Here is a 23,318-nt window from a genome sequence, read left to right as displayed (position 1 = left end):
GGAAAAGAATCATGCCAGTTATGTCCTATATACAAGCGATCACAACTGCTTTAAAAGAAGAAATGCAACGAGATGAAAATGTGTTTATTTTAGGAGAAGATGTTGGGAAAAAAGGCGGTGTATTTCGAGCTACCGATGGTTTATATGAAACGTTTGGCGAGGCTCGTGTGTTGGACACCCCATTAGCTGAATCAGCCATTGTTGGGGTTGGTATTGGTGCAGCAATGTATGGATTGCGGCCCGTAGCGGAAATACAATTTGCCGATTTTATTATGCCAGCAGTAAACCAGATCATTTCTGAAGCTGCTAAAATACGATATCGCTCAAATAACGATTGGAACGTGCCGATGACGATTCGTGCCCCGTATGGTGGTGGTGTACATGGAGCGCTTTATCATTCGCAATCGGTAGAAGCAGTTTTTGCCAATCAACCTGGCTTAAAAATCGTGATGCCATCTACGCCGTATGATGTGAAAGGTTTATTAAAAGCAGCGATTCGTGATAATGATCCTGTCTTATTCTTTGAACATAAACGTGCGTACCGTTTACTAAAAGGGGAAGTTCCAGAAGAAGATTATGTGCTACCAATTGGTAAAGCAGATGTAAAACGGGAAGGTACGGATATTACGGTCATAACGTATGGATTGTGTGTACATTTTGCCTTACAAGCCGCTGAAAAACTTGCTGAAGAAGGTATTGAAGCTCATATTTTAGACTTAAGAACGGTTTATCCATTAGATAAAGAAGCAATTATTGAAGCAGCTAAAAAGACTGGAAAGATTTTATTAATAACAGAAGATAATAAAGAAGGAAGCATCATTGGAGAAGTAGCAGCGATTATAGCCGAGCATTGTTTATTTGATTTAGATGCCCCTATTCGACGTCTGGCAGGTCCTGATATTCCTTCCATGCCATATGCACCGACAATGGAAAAATTCTTTATGATTAATCCAGATAAAGTTGAAAAAGCAATGCGAGAACTTGCTGAATTTTAACTTATGAGGAGGGAAAAACATGGTAGTAGAAAAAATCAATATGCCACAATTAGGGGAAAGTGTAACAGAAGGGACGATTACTTCTTGGCTTGTAAAAGCGGGGGATAAAATTAATAAATATGATCCGATTGCCGAAGTGATGACCGATAAAGTGAATGCCGAAGTCCCCTCTTCGTATACTGGAACTATTAAAGAAATAGTCGCTCAAGAAGGGGAAACCATTGCTGTTGGCGAGCTGATGTGTTATATCGAAACGGAAACAAGGAAGCAACAAACACCTCTTGAAAATTCACAAGCTGAAGTAGGAGAAATAAAAGACCAAAACAATTTTTCAATGCTAGAAAAAGACAAATCAATGAAAAAACGGTATTCACCAGCTGTTTTGAAAATGGCACAAGAGCATCATATTGACTTAGAACATGTTACTGGAACTGGTAAAGCAGGAAGAATTACGAGAAAAGATCTTGAAAAACTTATCGCTAAAGGGAAAAATCAGTCAACTAGTGAAAGTGTGTCGGTATCAGCGACGTCGAAAGCAAATTCGGCTATAAGTGAACCAACTACAAGACAGCAGCCAACTGCTTATTCTGGCGATGTGGAAATCCCTGTAACAGGAGTCCGTAAAGCAATAGCACAAAATATGGTTCGTTCAAAACAGGAAATACCACATGCTTGGATGACAGTTGAAGTAGATGTTACAGATTTAGTCAGGTTACGAAATAATATAAAGAATTCCTTTAAGCAAAAAGAAGGTTATGGAATAACATTTTTCGCCTTTTTTGTCAAAGCAGTAGCACAAGCGCTAAAAGAATTCCCACAATTGAATAGCACATGGAGAGAGGACAAAATTATTCAACGAAAAGACATCAATGTATCGATCGCAATAGCAAAAGAACAGGAGTTATTTGTTCCCGTTATTCATCATGCAGATGATAAAAGCATTAAAGGTATTGCTAAAGCGATTCACGAGCTTGCTGTCAAAACACGTACTGGAAAATTAACAGCTGACGATATGAAAGGAGGAACATTTACGGTAAATAATACAGGTTCATTTGGTTCCATTCATTCAATGGGAGTAATTAATCATCCCCAGGCTGCCATTTTGCAAGTTGAGTCAATTGTTAAGCGCCCCGTAATTATAAATGATATGTTTGCTGCAAGAGATATGGTTAATTTGTGTTTGTCTTTAGATCATCGAGTTTTAGACGGTTTAATATGTGGGCAATTTATGAAACGAGTTAAGGAACTATTAGAAAATATGAACGAAGAGACAGTTCATATTTATTAAGGGAATTGTTAGAGATTTATTTAATTGAAATATTGACCTGTTCCTGTTATTCTATCAACAAGCAGAAGAACTATATATTTATATAAGGGGTTTGATTTTTAATGGATTTTAACATATTTATGAATGATGTTGTTAATGCAGCACGTGAAGACATACGTGAAGCTGGCTATGAGGAACTTACAACACCAGAAGCTGTTGATGAGGCGCTTTCTCGTAAGGGAACGACATTAGTAATGGTAAACTCTGTTTGCGGTTGTGCTGGTGGAATTGCGAGACCTGCTGCAGCCAACTCCATTCACTACGATAAGCGTCCCGATCATTTAGTTACAGTATTTGCTGGCCAGGATAAAGAGGCAACCGAAAGGGCAAGAGAATATTTTGAAGGGTATCCACCTTCTTCTCCTTCTTTCGCCTTTTTAAAAGATGGTAAGATCGTAACGATGATAGAGCGCCATGATATTGAGGGGCATAGCCCTGTCGATGTAATCGGAAAGCTACAGAAAATTTTCGATGATCATTGTGAAGAAATGTAATAAAAAATGAGAAATGGAAAAAAGGGCTGGCTCTATGGTTTAACGTAGGTCAGCCTAATTTTTATCCCGCATGTAAGGTGCCGTAAGACTTCCACTTCAAGATCCCTGAGTTCATACAAAAGGGGCTAAGTGGGGGAAAACGGCACCTAAATGCCCGATTCGTTCAAGGGCCTTTAGGTCATACCCTTGTGGTACTAACATTCAGTAGGAGATGGAAGAAAACTCCTACTGAATGAAGTTTCACTATACATGTTAAGAAAGCGTCAAACTTTTGTACGGAAGTTAAGACATGCAGTTAAAATTATAATGATTAACGTTCAGTTAGACTGAGCAGTCTTGACTTCTTATAGTTAGGTTTTCTAATTTCCATGGATGCAGTGATATCTTCGAAGCATGGTAAAAAATATATGATATGAATCACTATGTATAGCAATCTTATCACTCTTTTTAAGAAGCTCTAGAAGGAGAATGATATGTGAAAATAGGTTATCGAACAATTAAAACCGCTATAGGAACGCCGATTGCGATTTGGCTTGCGCAGTTATTAGGTGTTACAAACTTTGTGTCTGCTGGTATTTTAACGATTTTATGTATTCAGCCTTCACGAAAAAAATCCTTTTTAAGTGCTTGGAATCGGTTTTTGGCTTGTATTATTGCATCGATCTTTTCGATTGTTTTCTTTCATTTTATCGGCTATAATCCGATCATTCTAGGTTTATTGCTGGTTGTTTTTATACCAGTAACCGTATTATTAAAAATCACCCAAGGTATCGCTACGAGTTCTGTTATTATTTTGAACTTATACGGGGCTGGGTACTTAGATTTTAAGTTTTTAATGGATCAATTTCTACTTATCATTATTGGTATTGGAACAGGTCTCTTATTAAATTTATATATGCCCAGTTTAGACAGAAAGTTAAAAGAAAAACAAGAAGAGCTTGAGAAGAATTTTCAAACAGTATTGTATGAAATTGCATTATATGTGAGAAATAAAAATATCGATTGGGACGGTAAGGAAATTACAAGGATTCAAAAAATACTTGACGAAGCAAATGATTTAGTAGAACGTGATAAGGAAAACCATCTATTACGAGATAAGCATATATATCGTGATTATTTCAAGATGCGAGAACGACAATTTGAATTATTACAACGAATGCTGCCTCTTGTTACAAAACTTCCGGAAAAATACACTATTTCAGAAAAAATAGCTTCTTTTTTTGAAGAATTATCAAATGCTGTACATCCAGAGAATACAGCCATTATTCGTTTGGAAAAATTAGAAAAATTAAGAGAAGCGTTTGATCAAGAGGATTTACCATGTACAAAAGCAGAATTTGAAACAAGAGCAAATTTATTTAGACTGCTACATGATATAGAGGAATATTTAATTTTAAAATTAAAATATAAAGAAAGTGATGTTAGAAGAAAAGCAAAACAAGTTGAAAATTAAGTTATATGAGGATTTAGGATGTGTGCCATGAATCCCCATCTTCTGTCGGGTAATAACAAAAGATGGGGATTTTATCGTTTCAAAATAAAGTGAAACTTCATTCCGTGGAGCACGGAATGTTAGTACCACAAGGGTATGACCTAAAGGCCCTTGAACGAATCGGGCATTTAGGTGCCGTTTTCGCGCACTTACACTCTTTTGTATCAACTCTGGTTTTGAAGTGGGAGTCTTACGGCACCTTATATGCGGGATAAATGTAATGACATTATTTGTTTTTACGAAGCTTCTTCCTGATGGACTTTTGTTGTTATATAAACATTGCTAAAGCTGCTGTGAAAGTTGATAAAAGCATAGCAATAATCATAATAAAGACAATTATTTTATTTCTGCGTTGGCGTTTAGATTTTTTTGCCATTTTAATCCTCCTTTGTTACTCAATTATAGATTATTATTAAACGGCAATTTACATATTTATTTAGTCCGAAGACCCTAGAAAAGTTAGATTATAGGTAAAACGATTTGATCATTAAATTTACATTAGACCAATTGGATGTTTAGGTTCTTAGCTAGCTTCTGTATTCTTTTTGCTCAGAGTCACTGACGGAAGTTTCATCTTATTTTACCGTGAATCTACAAATTGGACAAGGCTTTCCATGTATTTTCAAAAAATAACAGAGTGTTTGGTCTGTTTCAATGATTAACTAAATACCTTTATTATAAGAGGATGTTCATAAAAGTTCATTAAAAATGACATAATGAATTCCTTATCATAAGAATACACTAATCATGTAAGATACCGTATTTCTCCGTTGTTTAGGAAACGATATGTATCTGTATTTGGTTATATTTTTTATAAGTAGCTTTCTCGGCAGCTTAAGCCTTTGTATTTCTAGCTTTTGTTCTTTCAAATACCCTTGACAACATTATAAGAGAAAGGACTCCTAATTGCCAAATAGAGTCGGAACGACAGGAAAAGAAAAACAATTGACAATGCTAAACCACATGTATAAAAAAGCGTTTTCCTTTCTAAAGGATATTACGATCTAGGTTGACCTTGGTGTCTTTTACAACTCTTTTTTGCACCATATAAGGAGTATTTTTTACTCTTTCAAAGGAGGAATAAATTTGGAAGTAAAGCACGAGCCTTTCATAAAACATGTAGCACATATTGGTATTGCTGTTCGTAACATGGAGGAAACATTGCCCTTTTATATACAAACTCTAGGATTACAGGTTGAACATTTGGAGATACTGGAGAAAGAGCAAGTATTAATTGCTTTTTTATCTGTTGGCAACAGTTATTTAGAATTACTACAGCCTACAACTACTACTTCAACTATTTATCAATTTATCGAAAAGCATGGAGAAGGAATCCATCATATTGCCTTAGAAGTGGAAGGTCTTTCGGAGCGAATTATTCAATTGAACCAAGCTGGAATACCTTTTATTGACGAAGAGCCTCGACATGGTGCCAAAGAAAAAATGGTAGCATTTATTCACCCAAAAGCAACAAATGGTGTGCTAGTTGAACTTTGTGAAAGCAGGAAAATATAGATGGATATTTATGATAAAATAAGTGAGCTTTATGAAAAACGACGAAAGGTAAAACACGGAGGCGGGGAAGAAAAATTAAATAATCAACGAGACAAAGGAAAATTAACTGCACGAGAACGTCTGGCATATCTCTTAGATAAAGAGACGTTTATCGAACTAAATCCATTCATGAAGAAACGTACGGCTCCAACAAATGGTGATGGAGTAGTAACTGGATACGGGAAAATTAATGGCAAACCGGTTTATATTATGGCACATGATTTTACGGTTCACGGCGGTACACTAGGAGAAATCCATGGCAAAAAAATAGCATCCGTATTAGATTTAGCAGCAAAGGCAAAAGTTCCATTTATAAGTTTAATCGATTCAGGCGGGGCTAGAATTCAAGAAGGAGTTGCCGCTTTAGATGCATATGGACAAATATTTCGGAAGAATGTCCATCTTTCTGGAGTGATTCCACAAATTTCTGTAATTTTAGGTCCTAGTGCTGGTGGAGCAGTATATTCACCAGCGTTGACGGATTTTGTTATTATGGTGAAAAAAACGGCGCAAATGTTTATTACAGGACCCAAAATAATAGAAAAGGTTACCGGGGAGATAATAGATAAAGAAGCTCTTGGAGGAGCAGAGATTCATAATAGTAAAAGTGGAAATGCTCACTTTTTGGCAAATACAGAAACAGAGGCATTAGATCTAGTCCGGCGTTTGCTTATATATCTTCCCGCCAATCACCAAGAAAAATCAGAACCTATACCGTTTCATTATGATTTTACAAAAGAAAGTGATTTAATAGAGGTAGTTCCTTTTGATTGTAGGTTGCCATACGATGTAAAGCAAATCATCTATTTGATTACGGATCAGGCTAGTTTTTTAGAAGTTCATGCACATTTTGCTAAAAATATTGTAGTTGGGTTTGCCAGCATTTGTGGAAGGATTGTAGGCATTATAGCCAACCAGCCGAAATATTTAGCGGGCAGTCTTGATATTGACGCCAGTGATAAAGCTGCTCGATTTATACGCTTTTGTGATGCATTTCAAATTCCGCTTGTGACATTGGAGGATGTTACAGGCTTTTTGCCTGGGGTAAATCAAGAGCATCAAGGTATTATTCGGCATGGAGCTAAGCTGTTATACGCTTATGCGGAAGCAACAGTTGCAAAAATTACCGTCATTCTTCGTAAAGCTTATGGCGGAGCTTATGTGGCTTTAAATAGTAAATCGATTGGGGCTGATCTTGTATTTTCATGGCCGAATGCAGAAATCGCAGTAATGGGTCCAGAAGGAGCGGTCTCGATTTTATACGCTAAGGAAGCAGAAAAAAGCAAGAATTCAGCCCAGTTCCTAAAAGAAAAAATAACTACATATAAAGAGCGCTTTGCCAATCCTTATGAAGCGGCCCAGCTTGGACTAGTAGATGACGTTATTGATCCAAGGGAAACGAGAAAAACGATAGCTTATGCTTTAGAAATGTTAGCCCATAAGCAGGAGGAACAACCAGTAAAAAAACATGGCAACATTCCGCTGTGACTAGAAATATTTAAAAAGGAGGATACTCATGGTTAATGAGAAAAGACTTGTGAAAGAGTTTTTAGAATTAGTTCAAATCGATTCGGAAACAGGATATGAAGCTAAAATTGCAGAGACCTTAAAACAAAAATTTCAAGAATTAGGGCTAGAAGTAATAGAAGACAATAGTAAAGAAACTACGGGTCATGAAGCTGGCAACTTGATTTGTAATTGGGTTGGAAATAAATCTGATGTGGAATCCATTTACTTTACTTCACATATGGATACGGTTGTTCCAGGGAAAAATATTAAGCCAACTATAAAAGATGGATATATTACCTCAGATGGAACTACGATATTAGGTGCTGACGATAAAGCGGGGCTGGCAGCAATTTTAGAATCAATTCGTACAGTAAATGAAAATAATTTACCTCATGGTGATATTCAGTTTGTTATAACTGCTGGTGAAGAATCTGGGTTAGTCGGGGCAAAAGCATTAGACCCGTCGTTACTTCATGCGAGCTATGGTTATGCGATAGATAGTAATGGGGAAGTAGGGGATATTATTGTAGCTGCTCCTACACAAGCAAAGCTCCATGTAGTAATCAAAGGAAAAACAGCCCATGCAGGGGTAGCACCTGAAAAAGGGGTTTCAGCCATAACATTAGCTGCTAAAGCAATTGCCAAAATGCCATTAGGCAGAATTGATGAAGATACAACAGCTAATATTGGTCGCTTTGAAGGTGGAAAGCAGACAAATATTGTTGCAGACCATGTTGAAATTCTAGCAGAGGCAAGATCTCTTGTTCCGGAAAAAATGGAGACGCAAGTAGCCAAAATGAAAGAAGCCTTTGAAACAACGGCAAAAGAGTTTGGTGGCTCTGCTGAGGTTACGGTTAAAGTAATGTATCCTGGTTTTAAGCATGAAGCAGGAGAGAAGGTTGTTGAAGTAGCTAGAAAGGCTGCTAAAGCGATTGGCAGGGAAAGTAAATTACTTCATAGTGGTGGTGGAAGTGATGCCAATGTCATTTCTGGATATGGTATCCCAACAGTTAATTTAGCTGTAGGCTATGAAGAAATTCACACAACGAATGAACGAATTAAAGTAGAGGATTTGGTAAAGGTTACAGAGCTTGTTACGGCGATCATTCAAGAAGCAGCAAAATAAACGTAAATGAATCCTTCTAAGGAGTAATCTTTAGAAGGATTCATTTAATTATATCGATAGGCGAGTGAGGCGTGACTATTTACTGTCAACTTCTTTTTAGTGACTGGTTGTAACAGTTGACCTTTTAATGATTAACAGTATAAAGTAGACAATAGATAGGATAAAGGGAGATATACCAATGACACATCCTAAACGAGGACGGATTATTTTTCATGTCGATATGAATTGCTTTTATGCTTCGGTTGAAATGGCATATAATCCAGATCTAAAAGGAAAGCCACTAGCAATAGCCGGTAACCCTGAAGAGAGAAAAGGGATTGTCGTTACAAGCAGCTATGAAGCGCGGGAAAAAGGAGTTAAAACGACGATGAATGTATGGCAGGCTAAAAAGCTATGTCCAGAATTAATCGTGATGCGTCCAAACTTTGACCGTTACCGTGCTGCCTCTAAAGCTTTATTCCAAATGCTTGCCGAAGTTACACCACTTGTTCAACCAGTCTCCATTGATGAAGGGTATATGGATGTAACTGATGTTGCAACAAAGTTAAATCCAATTGACCTAGCAAACAATCTGCAAAAACGCATTTTACATGACTTGAATTTGCCATGCAGTATCGGGATTGCGCCAAATAAATTTTTAGCTAAAATGGCCTCTGATATGAAAAAACCTCAAGGATTAACCATTTTAAGAAAGCGTGAGGTGCCAACTGTATTATGGCCTCTGCCGATTCATAAAATGTATGGAGTAGGGGAGAAAACGGCGGCGAAATTAGAGACTGCAGGTGTTTATACAATTGGTGATTTAGCAAAAAAGGATACGTATATATTAAGGCAAATTCTAGGGATAAATGGCGAGCGTTTAAAACAGAGAGCGAACGGTATCGATATGAGACCGGTTGACCCAGATGCCGTCAATGATTTTAAAAGTATTGGCAACTCTAAAACATTACCATATGACACGAAGGACAATAAAGAAATTGATACACTGCTAGTGCATTTAGCGACAAAAGTAGATCAACGGTTGAAACGAAAAAAAGTGGTTGGCAGAAGCGTTCAATTAATGATTCGCTATCATGATCGAAAAACAATTACTCGTAGTAAAAAACTAAGCTCTTATATCGAAACGAAAGAAGATATTTTACGAGTAGCTAGCGAATTATTAGAAAACCATTGGAACTTAGAGCCGATCCGATTACTAGGAATCACGTTAGCGGATCTCCAACAAAAACATCAGGCAGCACAACAACTTGATTTATTTACGTATGAGAAAGAAGTGGAAAAAGAAAAATTGTATGAAGTAATGGATCAGTTAGCTGAAAAATATGGTAAGAACCCATTTATTGACATAGAAACCACCGTTTCGGACAAAGATAATCACCGCCCAACTACGAGCTTCCAAAAGGATTTTTTAGATGATTATAAATTATAAAAGCTAAGCCGAATATAAAATGACAGATGCGACTTAGCTTTTTTAAAAATATGAATAAATTGTAAAATGATAGGGAGACAAGAGTTATAGATCTACAATGTTTTACGTGCAATAGCAGATCACGTGAAGAAAGATTTGCTTTTTTACAAGATACACGCAGAACCATCTTGCGACCTTTCAATGAGCTAATCGAGCCCTGCCTCGCTTTACTTATCAATGTGGATAGAAAATGATTTATTTCATTATCTTTTTTAAAATTGCCTCAGACAGTTTACTACCAGGGTAACGAAACGGGATATCAAATTTCGTTGACTGCTTCATAATACTTTTCTTATGAGAAAATGTATCAAAGCTAAATTTCCCATGATAATTTCCCATTCCACTAGCTCCGACACCACCAAAAGGTAGGTGAGGATTCGCTAGATGAAGAAGAGTATCATTAATACTTCCTCCACCAAAAGATAAATATTGCATTATTTGTTGCTGAGTATTCCCATTCTCTCCGAAATAGTATAATGCTAATGGTTTTTCCTTCGTTCGAATAACACTGACAGCTTCATCAATTTCACGGAATGTCAAAATCGGGAGAATCGGACCAAATATTTCCTCCTGCATAATAGGATCTTCCCATGTTATTTTATCTAAAATGGTTGGTTCTATTTTTAGTGTTAAAGGATTTGTTTCTCCTCCGTGTAATGCCGATCCATTATCTAGAAATTTTGTCAAACGCTGAAAATGTTTTTCATTAATGATACGCGTATAATTCTTATTCGTTATTGGGTTTCTTCCATAAAAATTACGAATATACTTTTTCATTGCTTTAATTAATTTAAATTTTACTTTTTCATGTACATATAAATAATCAGGCGCTACACAAGTTTGACCAGCATTAGTATATTTCCCCCAAACGATGCGTTTAGCAGCTAAGGGAATATTTGCATCCTTATCTACAATTACCGGGCTCTTTCCACCTAATTCAAGGGTTACTGGTGTTAAATGCTTACTTGCCGCATTCATAATGATTTTACCGGTATTTGTGCTTCCGGTAAAAAAGATATAATCAAAACGTTGCTCTAACAACTTTTGTACGGTCTCTTTTTCACCCTCTACAACAGTTAAGAAGGAAGGATCAAAATTTTCTACAATTAATTTCGTGATCAAAGCAGATGTTTCCCTTGCATATTCAGAAGGTTTTATAATTGCACAGTTACCGGCAGCTAATGCACCAATAGCAGGAGCAAGTGCTAATTGCAATGGATAATTCCACGGTGCAATAATTAAACAAACTCCATATGGCTCTTTCATAATATAATTTTTTGATCCTTTATGCGTTATTGGAGCCGATACTTTAATCGGCTCCATCCAACCTCGTAAATGCTTTAATGTATAATCAATTTCCGTTAATAGAAAGCCTAATTCAGTTGTAAACGTCTCATGTTTTGATTTGTTTAGATCTGCTTTCAAAGCTTGATAAATAGCTGTTTCATTATCTTTTAACAAGTTTTTTAATTTTTGCAGTTGTTGTTTCCGAAAGGTATAGTCCATTGTATTTCCATTTAGAAAAAAAGTCCTTTGATTCGAAACAATTGTTGGAATATCTGTCAATGAAAGCCCTCCTCCTGTTAATGTATCGTAAACTTGGAAAAATCATAGGCCAGCTTTGTATTAGGAAATATCGCTGTGGCTTCCTGTAAAAGCTGATCATTTTCTTCTTGTTGGTAGCGAGAAGAAATATGCGTCAAAATAAGTTGTTTACAATTACTTTCTAACGCTAACCTAGCCGCTTGCGAAGTCGTTGAATGAAAATATTGGTGTGCAAGCATTTCTTTGTCATGACGAAAGGTTGCTTCATGAACCAGAACATCAGCATTTCTCGCTAGCGAAACAAAACGTGGTGAATACCTCGTGTCTCCAATAATAGTAATGATCTTTCCCTGTTTAGGCGGCCCAACAACGTCTTTACGGTAAATGATACCTTTATTTGGAATGGTAACTGTTTCATTTTCTTTAATTTGTTGATAGATGGGACCTGGCTTAATACCAAGTGATTTTAGTTTATCAACGAGTAATTCCCCTGGTTTCTCTTTTTCGATAATCCGATAACCAAAGCTTGGTATGCCATGATCCAATAATTCGACATAAACGGTAAAATGATCTAATTTTAGTTCCATATTATCAGCTACCTCCACAATGGATAGGGGGTAAGTCAGATGTGTTTCACTAAGTTGTAAACTAATTTCCACAAACTGTTTCAATTCTTTTGGTCCGTAGATGGTTAAAGGTGTTGTTCCTCCTTGAAAGGAACGGCTGCTAAGAAAGCCGGGTAATCCATATATATGATCGCCATGCATATGTGTAATAAAAATCTTATTAACTTTTCTTGGCTTAATCGAACTGTGAAGGATTTGGTGCTGTGTTCCTTCCCCGCAATCAAATAACCAAATGCTGTTTTGTTCTTGTAATAAGGAAAGTGCCAAAGCCGAAACATTTCTTTCTTTGGAAGGAACACCGGCTCCTGTTCCAAGGAAAATTAATTCCAAAATAATTCCTCCAATGCTATTTCCATCCCCGTTCATATTGCTTTGGGGATTGTAAATTATAGTCTAGTTCGTCAGCAGCAGTTTTGGGCCAGTAAGGATTTCTAAGTAGTGCACGACCAATAAATACAAGATCAGCACGATCATTTTGTAAAATTTCTTCGGCTTGTTTCCCGGTTGTAATTAACCCAACTGCACCAGTATGGATCTCTACTTCTTGTTTGATCTTTTCACAGCGCTTGACTTGATAACCGGGGAAGACGTTTATTTTAGCTGGTACAACTCCACCAGAACTACAATCGATGAGGTCAATTCCATCTGCTTTTAACCGTTTAGAAAAATAAAAAATATCTTTTAATGTATTACCGTTACTTACATATTCATCTGTGGATAAGCGAACAAATAAAGGACCTTTCCACACAGTATGTATCGCGGTAATAATTTCATGTAAGAAGCGATATCGATTTTCCAGCGTACCACCATACTGATCTGTTCGGAAATTCGTTAATGGTGATAAAAATTGATTAATGAGATAGCCGTGAGCAGCGTGTATTTCAATTATATCAAAATTTGCCTCTCTAGCTCGACTAGCAGCCTGTTTGAATGCTGTAACGGTTGCTTTTATCTCGTTTTCTGTCAACTCTTTTGGCTGCTTGGATTGTTCATCATATTTCACAGCAGATGGAGCATAGATGGTGGAAGGAAGTTTTGCTTTTCTACCAGCATGGGCAAGCTGAATGGCGGTTTTAGCACCGTAGTTTTGAATTTCTTTATTGAGTTGTTTTAATCCCTCGATATGTTTATCATCCCAAATTCCTAAGTCCTCTTGTGATATTCTTCCTGCTCGTTCTACAGCAGTCGCTTCAAGCATAATTAAGCCCACTTGTCCAACAGCACGTGAAATATAATGAGTTTTGTGAAAAGGCGTTACCATTCCATCTTGATCAGGACAAGAATACATGCACATTGGTGACATGGCGATGCGATTTTTTAAGGTTATTCCTTTCAAGGTAATGGGCGAAAATAATTTAACCATTGTTCTTCCTCCTTCTATTGCTGTTTACCTAACAGGAGATGCTTATAGTATAATGCTACGTCTGGAACATCCGTAAAAATACCATCAACCCCATATTTGATGGAACGAATAATACGAGCTGGCCGATTGACAGTAAAAATCCGCAACTTTACATGTTGTTGCTGTGCTAAAGTAACCATCGTTGGATTTACCAGTTTATATTTTACATGTATGGCATTAGCTCCAAGTTCTTTCACAAATTGAATTGGGTTTCGGATTCTTTTTGAAGTTAATAACGCAAGCTCTCTAAAATTGGTATGAGCAGCCAGACGTTTAACACTGATTGGATTAAATGTCGAAATTGTCGTACGATTAATTAACTGATAAGCTTTGATTTGTTCATAAACAATAGCTTCTATATGCTTATAGTCTATTTTATTATTTTTCAGTTCAATATTTAAATATATTGACTTACCCTTTATCCATGTCAATAATTCTTCCAACGTTGGAATCGTTGTTCCTTTGAACTTTGGTGAAAACCAACTGCCAGCGTCAAGTTGCTTTAGTTCATGATACGTAAAATCTTTGATATAGCCGATACTATTTGTTGTTCGGTTAACATGTTCGTCATGGATAAGGACTGGAACATTGTCTTTCGTCAATTGCACGTCCGTTTCAATGCCGTCTGTTTTCATATCATATGCCAATTGAAATGCTGGCATCGTATTTTCAGGTGCGTAGTTGCTCGCTCCACGATGGGCGTAAATTTTTGGTTTCATTTTTTCACCTCTTCGTAAAAAATAAGAAGAGAGATGCTTCTTTCTTCTGTTTACCATTATATTAGGATAATAAAACTGAGAAAATAAGTGGAAAATGACAGTTTCTGTATAAAAAATAATATAGAAACTGTTTCATTTATTGTGTTGGAAAATGATTGAAAAGTCAATGGTCTCTCTATTGACAGCAGTTTATTCGTAAGCGGACGATTTGGTGAATCAATGACAACCGAATGCTAAATAGGTATGTAATAATGAGGATATTATACGGCATTGATTGGAAGGATGAACGATGATAAAGGATAAATTTATCGACAATTGTTCACAAACGGAGTAAAATATATAAAAAATGAATGAACATTCAGTTGGGGGAATTATAGTAATGGATAAAATTAGCCGAATAACAGTGCCAACTCCTTTTGAAGTAGGGGATGTTCATATATATGTGTTAGCTGGTGAGGCATTATCGCTTATCGATGCCGGTGCAAAAACAAAGGCTTCCTGGGAAGCTTTAACCTCACAATTAAAAGAAATTGGCTATCACCCAAATGACATCGAGCAGATCATTTTAACACATCACCACCCAGATCATATTGGTTTAATCGAACAGTTTTCTAATGCAGAACAGATTGTGGCACATCCAAACGTTAATAATTGGTTGACATTGGATGAGCAATATGTTGAACACTATTTGCATTTTTTTCAGGAGTATTTTAAAGCTTGTAGTATTCCTGAAGTATTTTATCCCGCACTGGAACAGCTTAAAGCAACCTTACAATATGTTGGGAAAGGGGAATTAACCGACATGTTAACGGAAGGAGATGCCTTACCAGGGCATCCCGATTGGAAGGTTATTGATACAAAAGGACATGCCCAGAGTCATTTGTCATTTTTCCGCGAGCAGGATCAGGTGTTAATCGGAGGAGACCATGTTTTAAAGCATATTTCCTCCAATCCAATTGTAGAGCCGCCGGAATTAGGAAGACCAATGAAAGATCGGCCAAAACCACTGCTCCAATATCGGGAGAATTTAAAAAAATGTGCAGATCTAGGGATAAAAAAGATTTTGTCATCTCATGGAGAAGCTGTAAATAATCCTCGACAGTTGATTTTTAATCGATTAAAAAAACAAGAGGAACGAGCGGATTTTGTTTATCAATTACTTATTAAACATGGGGGAAAACGAACGCCATTTGAAATATGCACCGAGCTTTTTCCCAAACAATATAAACAGCAAATTAGTTTAACCATGTCAGAAACGATTGGACAGCTGGATTATTTGGAATCAAAACAACTTGTAATTAAATCCACAGTAGATGGGAAACTTTTTTATGAAGCAGCAGATATTGACAGGTAAAAAGATAATTATTACTGGAGCATCTAGCGGTCTAGGGGAAAGTTTGGCTTGGCAGATTGCAAAAAAAGGCGGAATCCCTATATTGTTGGCACGATCTACAGAAAAATTACAGCAGATCAGTACTTCGTTATATGAAAAATTTGCTGTTTTGACCCCGTTTTATCCAGTAGATTTAAGCAATAAAGCAATGACTAAAAAAGTAATGAATACGATTATTTCTGAACACAATCCAATTCACGGTCTAATAAATAATGCTGGAGTCGGTGTGTTTTCGGAAGTTAATCATATTAGCGAAGAAGCGATATCCAAAATGTTCCAATTAAATGTGGAAGCATTAATCTATGTAACCAAACAGTTGTTACCTTATCTGCTTCAGCAGGAGCATGCACATATTATTAACATCGCTTCGCAGGCAGGAAAAGTTGCTACTCCTAAAGCTGCTATTTATGGTGCAACAAAACACGCAGTATTGGGGTTTACAAACGGATTGCGAATGGAATTAGCTTCAAGTAATATTATCGTAACCGCTGTTAACTTAGGTCCTGTTAAAACAAATTTTTTCCGTACAGCAGATCCAGAAGGAAAGTATGAGCAAAATGTAGCACGCTATATACTGAATCCTGATGACGTAGCCAAAAAAGTAGCTGCTTGTTTATTTGTACGAAAACGGGAAATTAACTTACCATTATGGATGGATATTGGCAGTAGAATTTATCAATTATTACCTGGATTATGTGAACATCTGTTACGAAACCAATTTTCCAAAAAATAATAGAGGAGGGTTACAAGTAGTGGAGCTTATTATTTCTGAAAAAGCAAGTGAGGAACTGATAAAAATAAAGCCTGAAACATCTCCTTATTTATTATTATGGTACGATACAGAAGGATGTGGGTGTGGGGTAAATGGATTGCCAACAATTCGATTTACAAGCCGAATTCATCCCACATATAAACAAGTATCCAATTATCCTATAGACAGCTATGTTGAGGAACAGCAGGAGATATTTTTTGCTGCTAGTACGACGCTAGACTTTGTAAATGGAATGTTCCGTCTATCAAGTCCAGAAGGCATTTTAAATCCATTTATCCCACATCTAACTGGCAGTAAGGCCCCCAGCTCGGAGAGTAAGAGGGATCGAAGAAGCCTAGGTGGGGGATAACTGCAAGTCAAATGTCCGGTTAGTTCGGGCCGACAGGACAAGGAAGCTTCCTTGAAGCAGTATCACACGAAGAAAAAGCGGTTTCCTTTTTTGAGGACGCCCGCGCTTTTAGCTTGAGATCCTTTGTATGAGGATGAGAGAAAACTCCCACTCATGGAAGTTTCACTTTATTTCTTCTACTCAATTGTTAGTAGAAAATGATTTGCATAAAATTTACCAACATCTAAAACGACTCCCTCAACGTTTCCGTTTCATAACGTCAGGAGTCGTTTTAATTAGTTTATCCCGCATGTAAGGTGCCGTAGATCCGCTTCAAGAATTATAGAGAATACGAAGAAGTCAAAGAGGGAAAAACGGCACCTAAATCCCCGATTGGTTCAACTAACATTCAAGGAGAAAACATCACTCCTTGAATGAAGTTTCACTTTATCCCGCATGTAAGGTGCCGTAGATCCGCTTCAAGAATTATGGAGAATACGAAGAAGTCAAAGAGGGAAAAACGGCACCTAAATGCCCGATTGGTTCAACTAACATTCAAGGAGAAAATCACTCCTTGAATGAAGTTTCACTTTATCCCGCATGTAAGGTGCCGTAGATCCGCTTCAAGAATTATAGAGAATACGAAGAAGTCAAAGAGGGATAAATGGCACCTAAATGCCCGATTCGTTCAGGAGGCCTTTAGGTCATACCTCCTGCGGTACTGTGAAGCTTACCTATATCAATAGTGGTTAACTTATCGATGAGTCTGATAACTATTTGCTTTCGTTAACTGTTTTAATTGTTCAAGAACGTCATCAGATAGTTTATGTTCAAGCTTCCCTGAGATTGTTTCTTTTATTTGTGTTAACGAGCTTGCACCAAACACAGCGCTAGTGACAGCAGGGTGGGTAAGCACATATCGCAGTGCCAGCTCGCTTACATTAGCTGGTGCAATTGTAGCAAGTTTTTTTAGTAAAGTGTTTAGTTCATCATGGGAGTAATCCAGATAGCCGCCTTTTGCTTTTGCCTCGATTTGATTAAATCCGTCACTAGTTAAAATTCCTTTCACTAAAGGACCCCGGGCTAAAACGCTAATTTCATTTTTATATAATAAGTCAAGCAGTTCCTCTTCTGGTCGGCGATCCAATAAGCTATACTGCATCATGACTCCATCAATCGAAGAACGTTTTATATATTCCCGAATGACATTTGGCCGGATGGAAGAGATACCATAAGCACGTATTAATCCTTCCTGCTTTAATTGTTCGAACGCTTCAATCGTCTCATCAATAGGATCTTCTATCGTTCCTCCATGTAGCATATAAAAATCAAGATAGTCTGTCTGTAACCGCTGTAAACTATTCTTTACACTTTGGTGAATATGTTGTTTGGATGGATCCCAAAACCACGTTTTTGTCTGTCGATTAAAATGATTGCCTACTTTTGAGGTTAAAACAATCTGATCACGTTTTTCTTTAATTGCTTCACCGACAATTTCTTCGTTTTTACCAAAGTCGTATAAATCAGCTGTGTCTAAATGATTAATTCCTTGATCAAGGGCGTAGTCAATGATATATGTTGCTTTTTTTAAGTCTGTTCCTAGTGACATGCATCCCAAAGTCAGTTGCGAAATATAAATGTCAGATTTACCTAATTTATTCCGTTTCATAAATCTAATCCCTCCTATAGCTGTATGACATCTATTTTAAATAGATGTCATAGTTAAAACAATGATTTCAACTGGAACTGTGGTAGAATAAAGGAGAAAAATGATTAAAACAAGGATGATAGGCATGAAAAAATTTGCAGAAAAAACGATTAACTCACAAGAAATTTATTCGGGAAAAGTAGTTCATTTACAAGTAGATGATGTTATTTTACCTAATGGAAAACAAGCGAAGCGAGAGATTATTAATCATCCAGGAGCAGTGGCAATCATTCCAATTACCAAAGATAAAAAAATAGTGATGGTTGAACAATATCGTAAGCCGCTAGAGAAATCATTATTAGAGATTCCTGCTGGCAAGCTGGAACCGGGAGAAGACCCGGAAACAACCGCAATTCGTGAATTAGAAGAGGAAACTGGCTATACAACGAATGAGCTTTCCTTAGTTACTTCATTTTACACCTCTCCAGGGTTTGCAAACGAGTTGATGTACATTTATATAACCGATCAATTGGAACGTGTCGATGAACCGGCTGAGGGTGATGATGATGAGTTTATTGAGATTGTTGAAGTAACATTGGATGAAGCGAAGCAATATGTAGAAGAAGAACGAATTCATGATTCAAAAACAAACTATGCGATTCTTTATTTACATGCATTGGGGATGAGCTAAACGTGTTACATTCTTATGTTGCAGATTTACATATTCATATAGGCCGTGATATGTATGACCGCCCAGTAAAGATTACGGCATCGAATAAGCTTACATTAACTTCCATTCTAAAAGAAGCTAGTAGAAATAAAGGTGTCGATGTCGTCGGAGTTATTGATTGTCAGTCACCTGGGGTATTAGAAGAAATTCAAGGACTGATTGATCTTGGTCTTGCACATGAATTAACGGAAGGCGGTATCCAATTTGAGAAGGTAACCCTCTTGCTCGGATCCGAAATTGAAGTTTATGACGAAGCTTGTCACGGCCCTATTCATGTGTTATGTTATTTTCCAACATTACAGACAATAAGTCTTTTTTCTCGTTGGTTATGTACGAAAATGAAAAATAGTACATTAAGCTCTCAACGATTTTATGGTACCGGTATAGAACTGCAACAAAAAGTAAAAGAACTGGCAGGGATTTTTATCCCTGCTCATGTATTCACTCCGTTTAAAAGCTTATATGGAAAAGGAGTTCAACAATCTTTAACCGAAGTATTTTCCCCTTTGTTAATCGACGGAATAGAGTTAGGATTAAGCTCAGATACACATATGGCTGATCAAATTAAAGAATTACATCATTATACGTATCTTACAAATTCGGATGCCCATTCCTTAGGAAAAATTGCTCGTGAGTATCAGCTTATTAACATGAAAACTCCGTCCTTTACCGAACTATTTTGGGCGTTAAGGAAACAGAATGGCCGACGAATTATCAAGAATTATGGACTGAATCCGAAGTTAGGTAAATACTATACGACGGTTTGCGGTAACTGCTATAACCGTGTTTCAACAGATGTGGAGAGTTGTCCTCTCTGTCATTCCAAGAAAATTATCAAAGGTGTTAGTGACCGGATTAGGGAATTATGTGATGTAAATGGACAGAAAGTTTCTAGACCTCCATACACGTATCAAGTCCCTTTAGATTATTTGCCTGGTTTAGGCAAAAAAACATATGCGAAACTCTTGCAAGAGTTTGGTACGGAAATGAATGTTATTCATAAAGCAAGCCGTGAGGAACTAATGAACGTTATCCCGGAAAAGTTAGCACAATCTATTATTGATATGCGTCAAGGATTATTAACGATTCGTGAGGGTGGGGGAGGGAGGTACGGATCAGTAAGATAGTTTGTTCAATAGTATTTGATAGACCTCCATAGAAATTTGGTATTTTTATTTGGAATCCTTCATAGTTTTTAATATAGCAGTATAATGAATGGAGGATTCCAATGCATAAGAATAAAGTACTTTTCATCAATCATATAAAAGAACATGCTACCATTTATCTATTTATGGTAATTCTATTTTTAACCGGTATTGTCTTTGGAGCAATCCTCGTTAATAGTATGAATTTTATCCAGAAACAAGATTTGTTTTTTTATTTAGAGCGTTTTTTTAAGCAACTGGAAGATAATCATGAAGCAGATTATCTTGAAATATTTAAAAATAGTTTCTTATATCACACCAAATATTTATTGCTCTTATTTATTTTAGGTTTATCCGTAATTGGTTTGCCGCTTGTTTGGATACTTATTTTTATTAAAGGTTTAGTAGTAGGATTTTCCGTAGGCTTTATTGTAAATCAGCTTGGTATGGATGGGCTTCTATTAGCAGCATTATCGATTGCACCACAAAACTTCCTAATTATACCGATTTATTTAATAGCCGGTAGTCTATCTATGATCTTCTCCCTCACTTTATTAAGCAAATTATTTACAAAACGAATGGCACAGCCGGTACTTCAGCCCCTTGGTAAGTATGTTACGTTATTTTCTCTTTTGATAGCAATTGCGTGTATTGCGGCTTTCTTGGAAACATTTGTTGCTAATGAGGCAATGCAATGGGTTGTTCGTACATTTTACTAATAATAAAGATTAGATTATAATCATTATAAATACAAAATAATACTATTATGTTTTGACACAGTTTTAATCGATGCATATAATTAAGATGGGATATGAGGAGGGAACTGCCCATGGAACATCGAATTGATCGTATAAAAAAACAGCTCCATGCCCAAAGTTACAAGTTAACCCCACAGCGTGAAGCAACAGTACGTGTGTTACTTGAAAGAGAAACAGACCATTTAAGTGCTGAGGATGTTTATTTACTTGTAAAAGAAAAAGCGCCGGAAATCGGCTTAGCAACCGTTTATCGTACATTAGAATTATTATCAGAGTTGAAAATTATTGACAAAATAAATTTTGGTGATGGTGTTTCCCGTTACGACTTGCGGAAAGAAGGAGCAAAGCATTCCCACCACCATTTAGTTTGTTCTGAATGTGGCGCTGTTCAAGAAATTGAAGATGATTTGTTAGAGGAAGTTGAAAGAATTGTCCAAGATGAATGGGGATTTAAAGTAAAGGATCACCGACTCACATTTCATGGTATATGTAAGGAATGTCAAGCGGCGATGGTAAATGCTTCTAGTTAATGGGATACATAGACTAGAAGCATTTTTATTTTAATGAAGAATATAGTCTTTTATACTATAGGAAAGTATAAAATTTTAGGGTTTATCCCGCATGTAAGGTGCCGTAAGATTCCTGCTTCAAAACCTTGAGTTAAGTGCAAGGGGTTAAAACGGGAGAAAACGGCACCTAAATGCCCGATTGGTTCAAGGGCCTTTAGGTCATACCCTTGTGGTGCTAACATTCCGTGTAAAAAGCATTCCCGGAATGAAGTTTCACTTTATCGTATAAGAAAAACGATAGCTTTCGCCGTAAAGACTTGGCGATAAGCCAAGTTTTTCTAATGGTAGGCCCATTGCTAGCATTTTTTAGATTTTTGGTGGATTTAGATAGAAAACGTTTTACAAATTTGCCGAAAAACGTTACATTAAAGATAGAACTTCATTTACTAGAATTGATGATAGTTTAATCCGTTTTTAAGAGTTATCATTGGCAGGTAAGTAAAAAGTCTATGATGAGGCTTATAGACAAAGTTATGACCCTCTTTTCAAATTAAGCTTGTTTTCTATGTATATTGTCTGTCTATTCTTGCATATCTTGTACAAAGGAATTTTTGGAATAGAGGGGCAAAGATATGAAATCATTACTATTAGACATGATAAAAGTGTTTTTCATTTTTGTAGCTTGTACATGGCTGTTTTATTGTGGTTTTCGCCTGATGCATGCTGAGTATGAACAATATCATCGTTATGATACCCCTGAAGGTCCAGCGATGAAGGTTTTTACAGAAGAGTTAAGTTTTTTTGACCGCATTCAATTATTTTTCCGTTTAGGGGAGTAGAAGTAGGATGTTAAACGACAGTGTAGAAGATTTCTTTAATTATCTACAGGTTGAACGGGGACTAGCAGAAAATACGCTTGTATCATACCGTAGAGATTTGACACAGTATATGGATTATTTAAAAACAATGGTGAAAAAGGACGACTGGGAGCAAGTAACGCGGAGTGATATTATTGGTTTTCTTTATGGTTTAAAAGATGCTAATAAATCATCAGCGACCATCGCACGCCATATTTCAGCGATACGAGCTTTTCATCAATTTTTAATCCGTGACCAATCGGTGACCCATGATCCCAGCTTGCATATTGAAACACCGAAAAAAGAAAGAAAACTGCCAGATGTTTTATCGGTGAAAGAAATGGATGCGCTTTTAAATATTTCAGGAAATAGCCCTTTACATATTCGAAATAAAGCAATGTTTGAATTGCTTTATGCAACGGGATTACGAGTAACCGAGATGATTACCTTAAAAATCACGGATCTCCACTTAACGATGGGTTTTGTTCAATGTTTCGGTAAAGGTGCTAAAGAACGGATTGTCCCAATTGGTAATATAGCGGCTAAAGCAATCGAAACTTATTTACAGCAAGCTAGAGGAAAATTAATTAAACAACAGACCGATAATCAAATTTTATTTGTCAATCAGCATGGTAAACCGCTCACACGACAAGGGTTTTGGAAAATATTGAAGAAAAGAGCGCAAGAGGCAGGGATAACAAAAAAGATTACACCACATACATTGCGGCATTCCTTTGCTACACATCTGTTAGAAAATGGTGCAGACTTGCGGCTTGTTCAGGAAATGCTGGGACATGTTGATATTTCAACAACACAAATTTATACCCATGTAACAAAGTCGCGATTAAAGGATGTTTATAAACATTTTCACCCAAGAGCATAATTTTTTTGATTGGTGTTGTCTGACATCCTACAACTAGT

At 36.7% G+C, this 23,318-nt stretch carries 23 protein-coding genes; 17 read left to right on the top strand and 6 right to left on the bottom strand.

Annotated features, from left to right (window positions below):
* Positions 1 to 11: 11 nt before the first annotated feature.
* From JNUCC74_RS10000 to JNUCC74_RS09985, 4 genes are all read left to right on the top strand, one after another.
* Positions 12 to 995: an alpha-ketoacid dehydrogenase subunit beta gene (locus JNUCC74_RS10000; RefSeq protein ID WP_454065240.1), complete on the top strand. Its 984-nt coding sequence runs from the start codon at positions 12 to 14 to the stop codon at positions 993 to 995.
* Positions 996 to 1,014: 19 nt separating this feature from the next.
* The gene (locus tag JNUCC74_RS09995) at positions 1,015 to 2,283 is read left to right on the top strand and encodes a dihydrolipoamide acetyltransferase family protein (RefSeq protein ID WP_454065239.1); all 1,269 of its coding nucleotides are present in this window, start codon (positions 1,015 to 1,017) and stop codon (positions 2,281 to 2,283) included.
* A gap of 101 nt (positions 2,284 to 2,384) precedes the next feature.
* Positions 2,385 to 2,816 (top strand): BrxA/BrxB family bacilliredoxin, encoded by a 432-nt coding sequence (locus JNUCC74_RS09990; RefSeq protein ID WP_077320752.1) that lies wholly within the window; start codon positions 2,385 to 2,387, stop codon positions 2,814 to 2,816.
* A 475-nt stretch (positions 2,817 to 3,291) separates the two neighbouring features.
* Positions 3,292 to 4,269 carry an aromatic acid exporter family protein gene (locus tag JNUCC74_RS09985; protein WP_077320750.1) on the top strand — a complete coding sequence of 326 codons (978 nt, stop codon included), beginning with the start codon at positions 3,292 to 3,294 and terminating at the stop codon, positions 4,267 to 4,269.
* A 307-nt stretch (positions 4,270 to 4,576) separates the two neighbouring features.
* Here the strand turns inward: JNUCC74_RS09985 and prli42 are convergent, their stop codons facing one another.
* A complete protein-coding gene (gene prli42, locus JNUCC74_RS09980) occupies positions 4,577 to 4,684 on the bottom strand; it encodes a stressosome-associated protein Prli42 (RefSeq protein WP_077320748.1) in 108 nt (35 codons plus the stop codon).
* 710 nt (positions 4,685 to 5,394) lie between these two features.
* Between prli42 and mce the strand changes: the two genes are divergently transcribed.
* The 4 genes from mce to JNUCC74_RS09960 all read left to right on the top strand — a co-directional run bounded on the left by mce (position 5,395) and on the right by JNUCC74_RS09960 (position 9,926).
* A complete protein-coding gene (gene mce / locus JNUCC74_RS09975; RefSeq protein WP_281250280.1) occupies positions 5,395 to 5,823 on the top strand; it encodes a methylmalonyl-CoA epimerase in 429 nt (142 codons plus the stop codon).
* A complete protein-coding gene (locus JNUCC74_RS09970) occupies positions 5,824 to 7,350 on the top strand; it encodes an acyl-CoA carboxylase subunit beta (protein ID WP_454065238.1) in 1,527 nt (508 codons plus the stop codon).
* Positions 7,351 to 7,378: 28 nt separating this feature from the next.
* On the top strand, positions 7,379 to 8,497 hold the full coding sequence (locus tag JNUCC74_RS09965; RefSeq protein WP_454065237.1) for a M20/M25/M40 family metallo-hydrolase: 1,119 nt from the start codon (positions 7,379 to 7,381) through the stop codon (positions 8,495 to 8,497).
* 178 nt (positions 8,498 to 8,675) lie between these two features.
* Entirely contained in the window at positions 8,676 to 9,926 is a 1,251-nt protein-coding gene (locus JNUCC74_RS09960) for a DNA polymerase IV (protein WP_454065236.1), read from the top strand.
* Between the two features lie 234 nt (positions 9,927 to 10,160).
* On the opposite strand, the gene JNUCC74_RS09955 is transcribed toward JNUCC74_RS09960, so the two are convergent.
* Genes JNUCC74_RS09955 through JNUCC74_RS09940 form a run of 4 tightly spaced genes read right to left on the bottom strand, consistent with a single transcriptional unit; the run spans position 10,161 to position 14,257 of the window.
* Entirely contained in the window at positions 10,161 to 11,531 is a 1,371-nt protein-coding gene (locus tag JNUCC74_RS09955; RefSeq protein ID WP_425445286.1) for an aldehyde dehydrogenase, read from the bottom strand.
* A 17-nt stretch (positions 11,532 to 11,548) separates the two neighbouring features.
* On the bottom strand, positions 11,549 to 12,466 hold the full coding sequence (gene rnz, locus JNUCC74_RS09950; protein WP_454065235.1) for a ribonuclease Z: 918 nt from the start codon (positions 12,464 to 12,466) through the stop codon (positions 11,549 to 11,551).
* A gap of 16 nt (positions 12,467 to 12,482) precedes the next feature.
* Positions 12,483 to 13,499 (bottom strand): NADPH dehydrogenase NamA, encoded by a 1,017-nt coding sequence (gene namA, locus JNUCC74_RS09945; protein WP_454065234.1) that lies wholly within the window; start codon positions 13,497 to 13,499, stop codon positions 12,483 to 12,485.
* Positions 13,500 to 13,513: 14 nt separating this feature from the next.
* Positions 13,514 to 14,257 carry a glycerophosphodiester phosphodiesterase gene (locus JNUCC74_RS09940; protein ID WP_454065233.1) on the bottom strand — a complete coding sequence of 248 codons (744 nt, stop codon included), beginning with the start codon at positions 14,255 to 14,257 and terminating at the stop codon, positions 13,514 to 13,516.
* A gap of 379 nt (positions 14,258 to 14,636) precedes the next feature.
* On the opposite strand from JNUCC74_RS09940, the gene JNUCC74_RS09935 reads away from it, so the two are divergent.
* From JNUCC74_RS09935 to JNUCC74_RS09925, 3 genes are read left to right on the top strand one after another with little or no spacing between them, the layout of a single operon-like run.
* Complete coding sequence (locus tag JNUCC74_RS09935; RefSeq protein WP_454065232.1) at positions 14,637 to 15,611, top strand: MBL fold metallo-hydrolase; 975 nt, start codon at positions 14,637 to 14,639, stop codon at positions 15,609 to 15,611.
* Entirely contained in the window at positions 15,586 to 16,383 is a 798-nt protein-coding gene (locus JNUCC74_RS09930) for an SDR family NAD(P)-dependent oxidoreductase (RefSeq protein WP_454065231.1), read from the top strand. The genes JNUCC74_RS09935 and JNUCC74_RS09930 overlap by 26 nt, the downstream gene beginning before the upstream one ends.
* 19 nt (positions 16,384 to 16,402) lie before the next feature.
* Complete coding sequence (locus tag JNUCC74_RS09925) at positions 16,403 to 16,771, top strand: iron-sulfur cluster biosynthesis family protein (RefSeq protein WP_454065230.1); 369 nt, start codon at positions 16,403 to 16,405, stop codon at positions 16,769 to 16,771.
* 733 nt (positions 16,772 to 17,504) lie between these two features.
* Here JNUCC74_RS09925 and JNUCC74_RS09920 read toward each other — a convergent pair.
* Positions 17,505 to 18,419 carry an aldo/keto reductase gene (locus JNUCC74_RS09920; protein WP_454065229.1) on the bottom strand — a complete coding sequence of 305 codons (915 nt, stop codon included), beginning with the start codon at positions 18,417 to 18,419 and terminating at the stop codon, positions 17,505 to 17,507.
* A gap of 124 nt (positions 18,420 to 18,543) precedes the next feature.
* Between JNUCC74_RS09920 and JNUCC74_RS09915 the strand changes: the two genes are divergently transcribed.
* The 6 genes from JNUCC74_RS09915 (at position 18,544) to xerD (ending at position 23,280) form a co-directional block, all read left to right on the top strand.
* A complete protein-coding gene (locus JNUCC74_RS09915) occupies positions 18,544 to 19,089 on the top strand; it encodes an NUDIX hydrolase (RefSeq protein WP_077320728.1) in 546 nt (181 codons plus the stop codon).
* Between the two features lie 2 nt (positions 19,090 to 19,091).
* Positions 19,092 to 20,255 carry an endonuclease Q family protein gene (locus JNUCC74_RS09910; protein WP_454065228.1) on the top strand — a complete coding sequence of 388 codons (1,164 nt, stop codon included), beginning with the start codon at positions 19,092 to 19,094 and terminating at the stop codon, positions 20,253 to 20,255.
* A 101-nt stretch (positions 20,256 to 20,356) separates the two neighbouring features.
* Positions 20,357 to 20,992, top strand: a complete 636-nt coding sequence (gene spoIIM / locus JNUCC74_RS09905; protein ID WP_454065227.1) for a stage II sporulation protein M — start codon at positions 20,357 to 20,359, stop codon at positions 20,990 to 20,992.
* A 110-nt stretch (positions 20,993 to 21,102) separates the two neighbouring features.
* Complete coding sequence (gene fur, locus JNUCC74_RS09900; RefSeq protein WP_454065226.1) at positions 21,103 to 21,561, top strand: ferric iron uptake transcriptional regulator; 459 nt, start codon at positions 21,103 to 21,105, stop codon at positions 21,559 to 21,561.
* Between the two features lie 611 nt (positions 21,562 to 22,172).
* Positions 22,173 to 22,379 carry a DUF4227 family protein gene (locus JNUCC74_RS09895; protein WP_077320722.1) on the top strand — a complete coding sequence of 69 codons (207 nt, stop codon included), beginning with the start codon at positions 22,173 to 22,175 and terminating at the stop codon, positions 22,377 to 22,379.
* 7 nt (positions 22,380 to 22,386) lie between these two features.
* Entirely contained in the window at positions 22,387 to 23,280 is an 894-nt protein-coding gene (gene xerD, locus JNUCC74_RS09890) for a site-specific tyrosine recombinase XerD (RefSeq protein ID WP_454065225.1), read from the top strand.
* Positions 23,281 to 23,318: the final 38 nt, after the last annotated feature.

This window comes from Cerasibacillus sp. JNUCC 74, from assembly GCF_053667775.1.
This window is presented reverse-complemented; position numbering and strand designations above follow the sequence as displayed.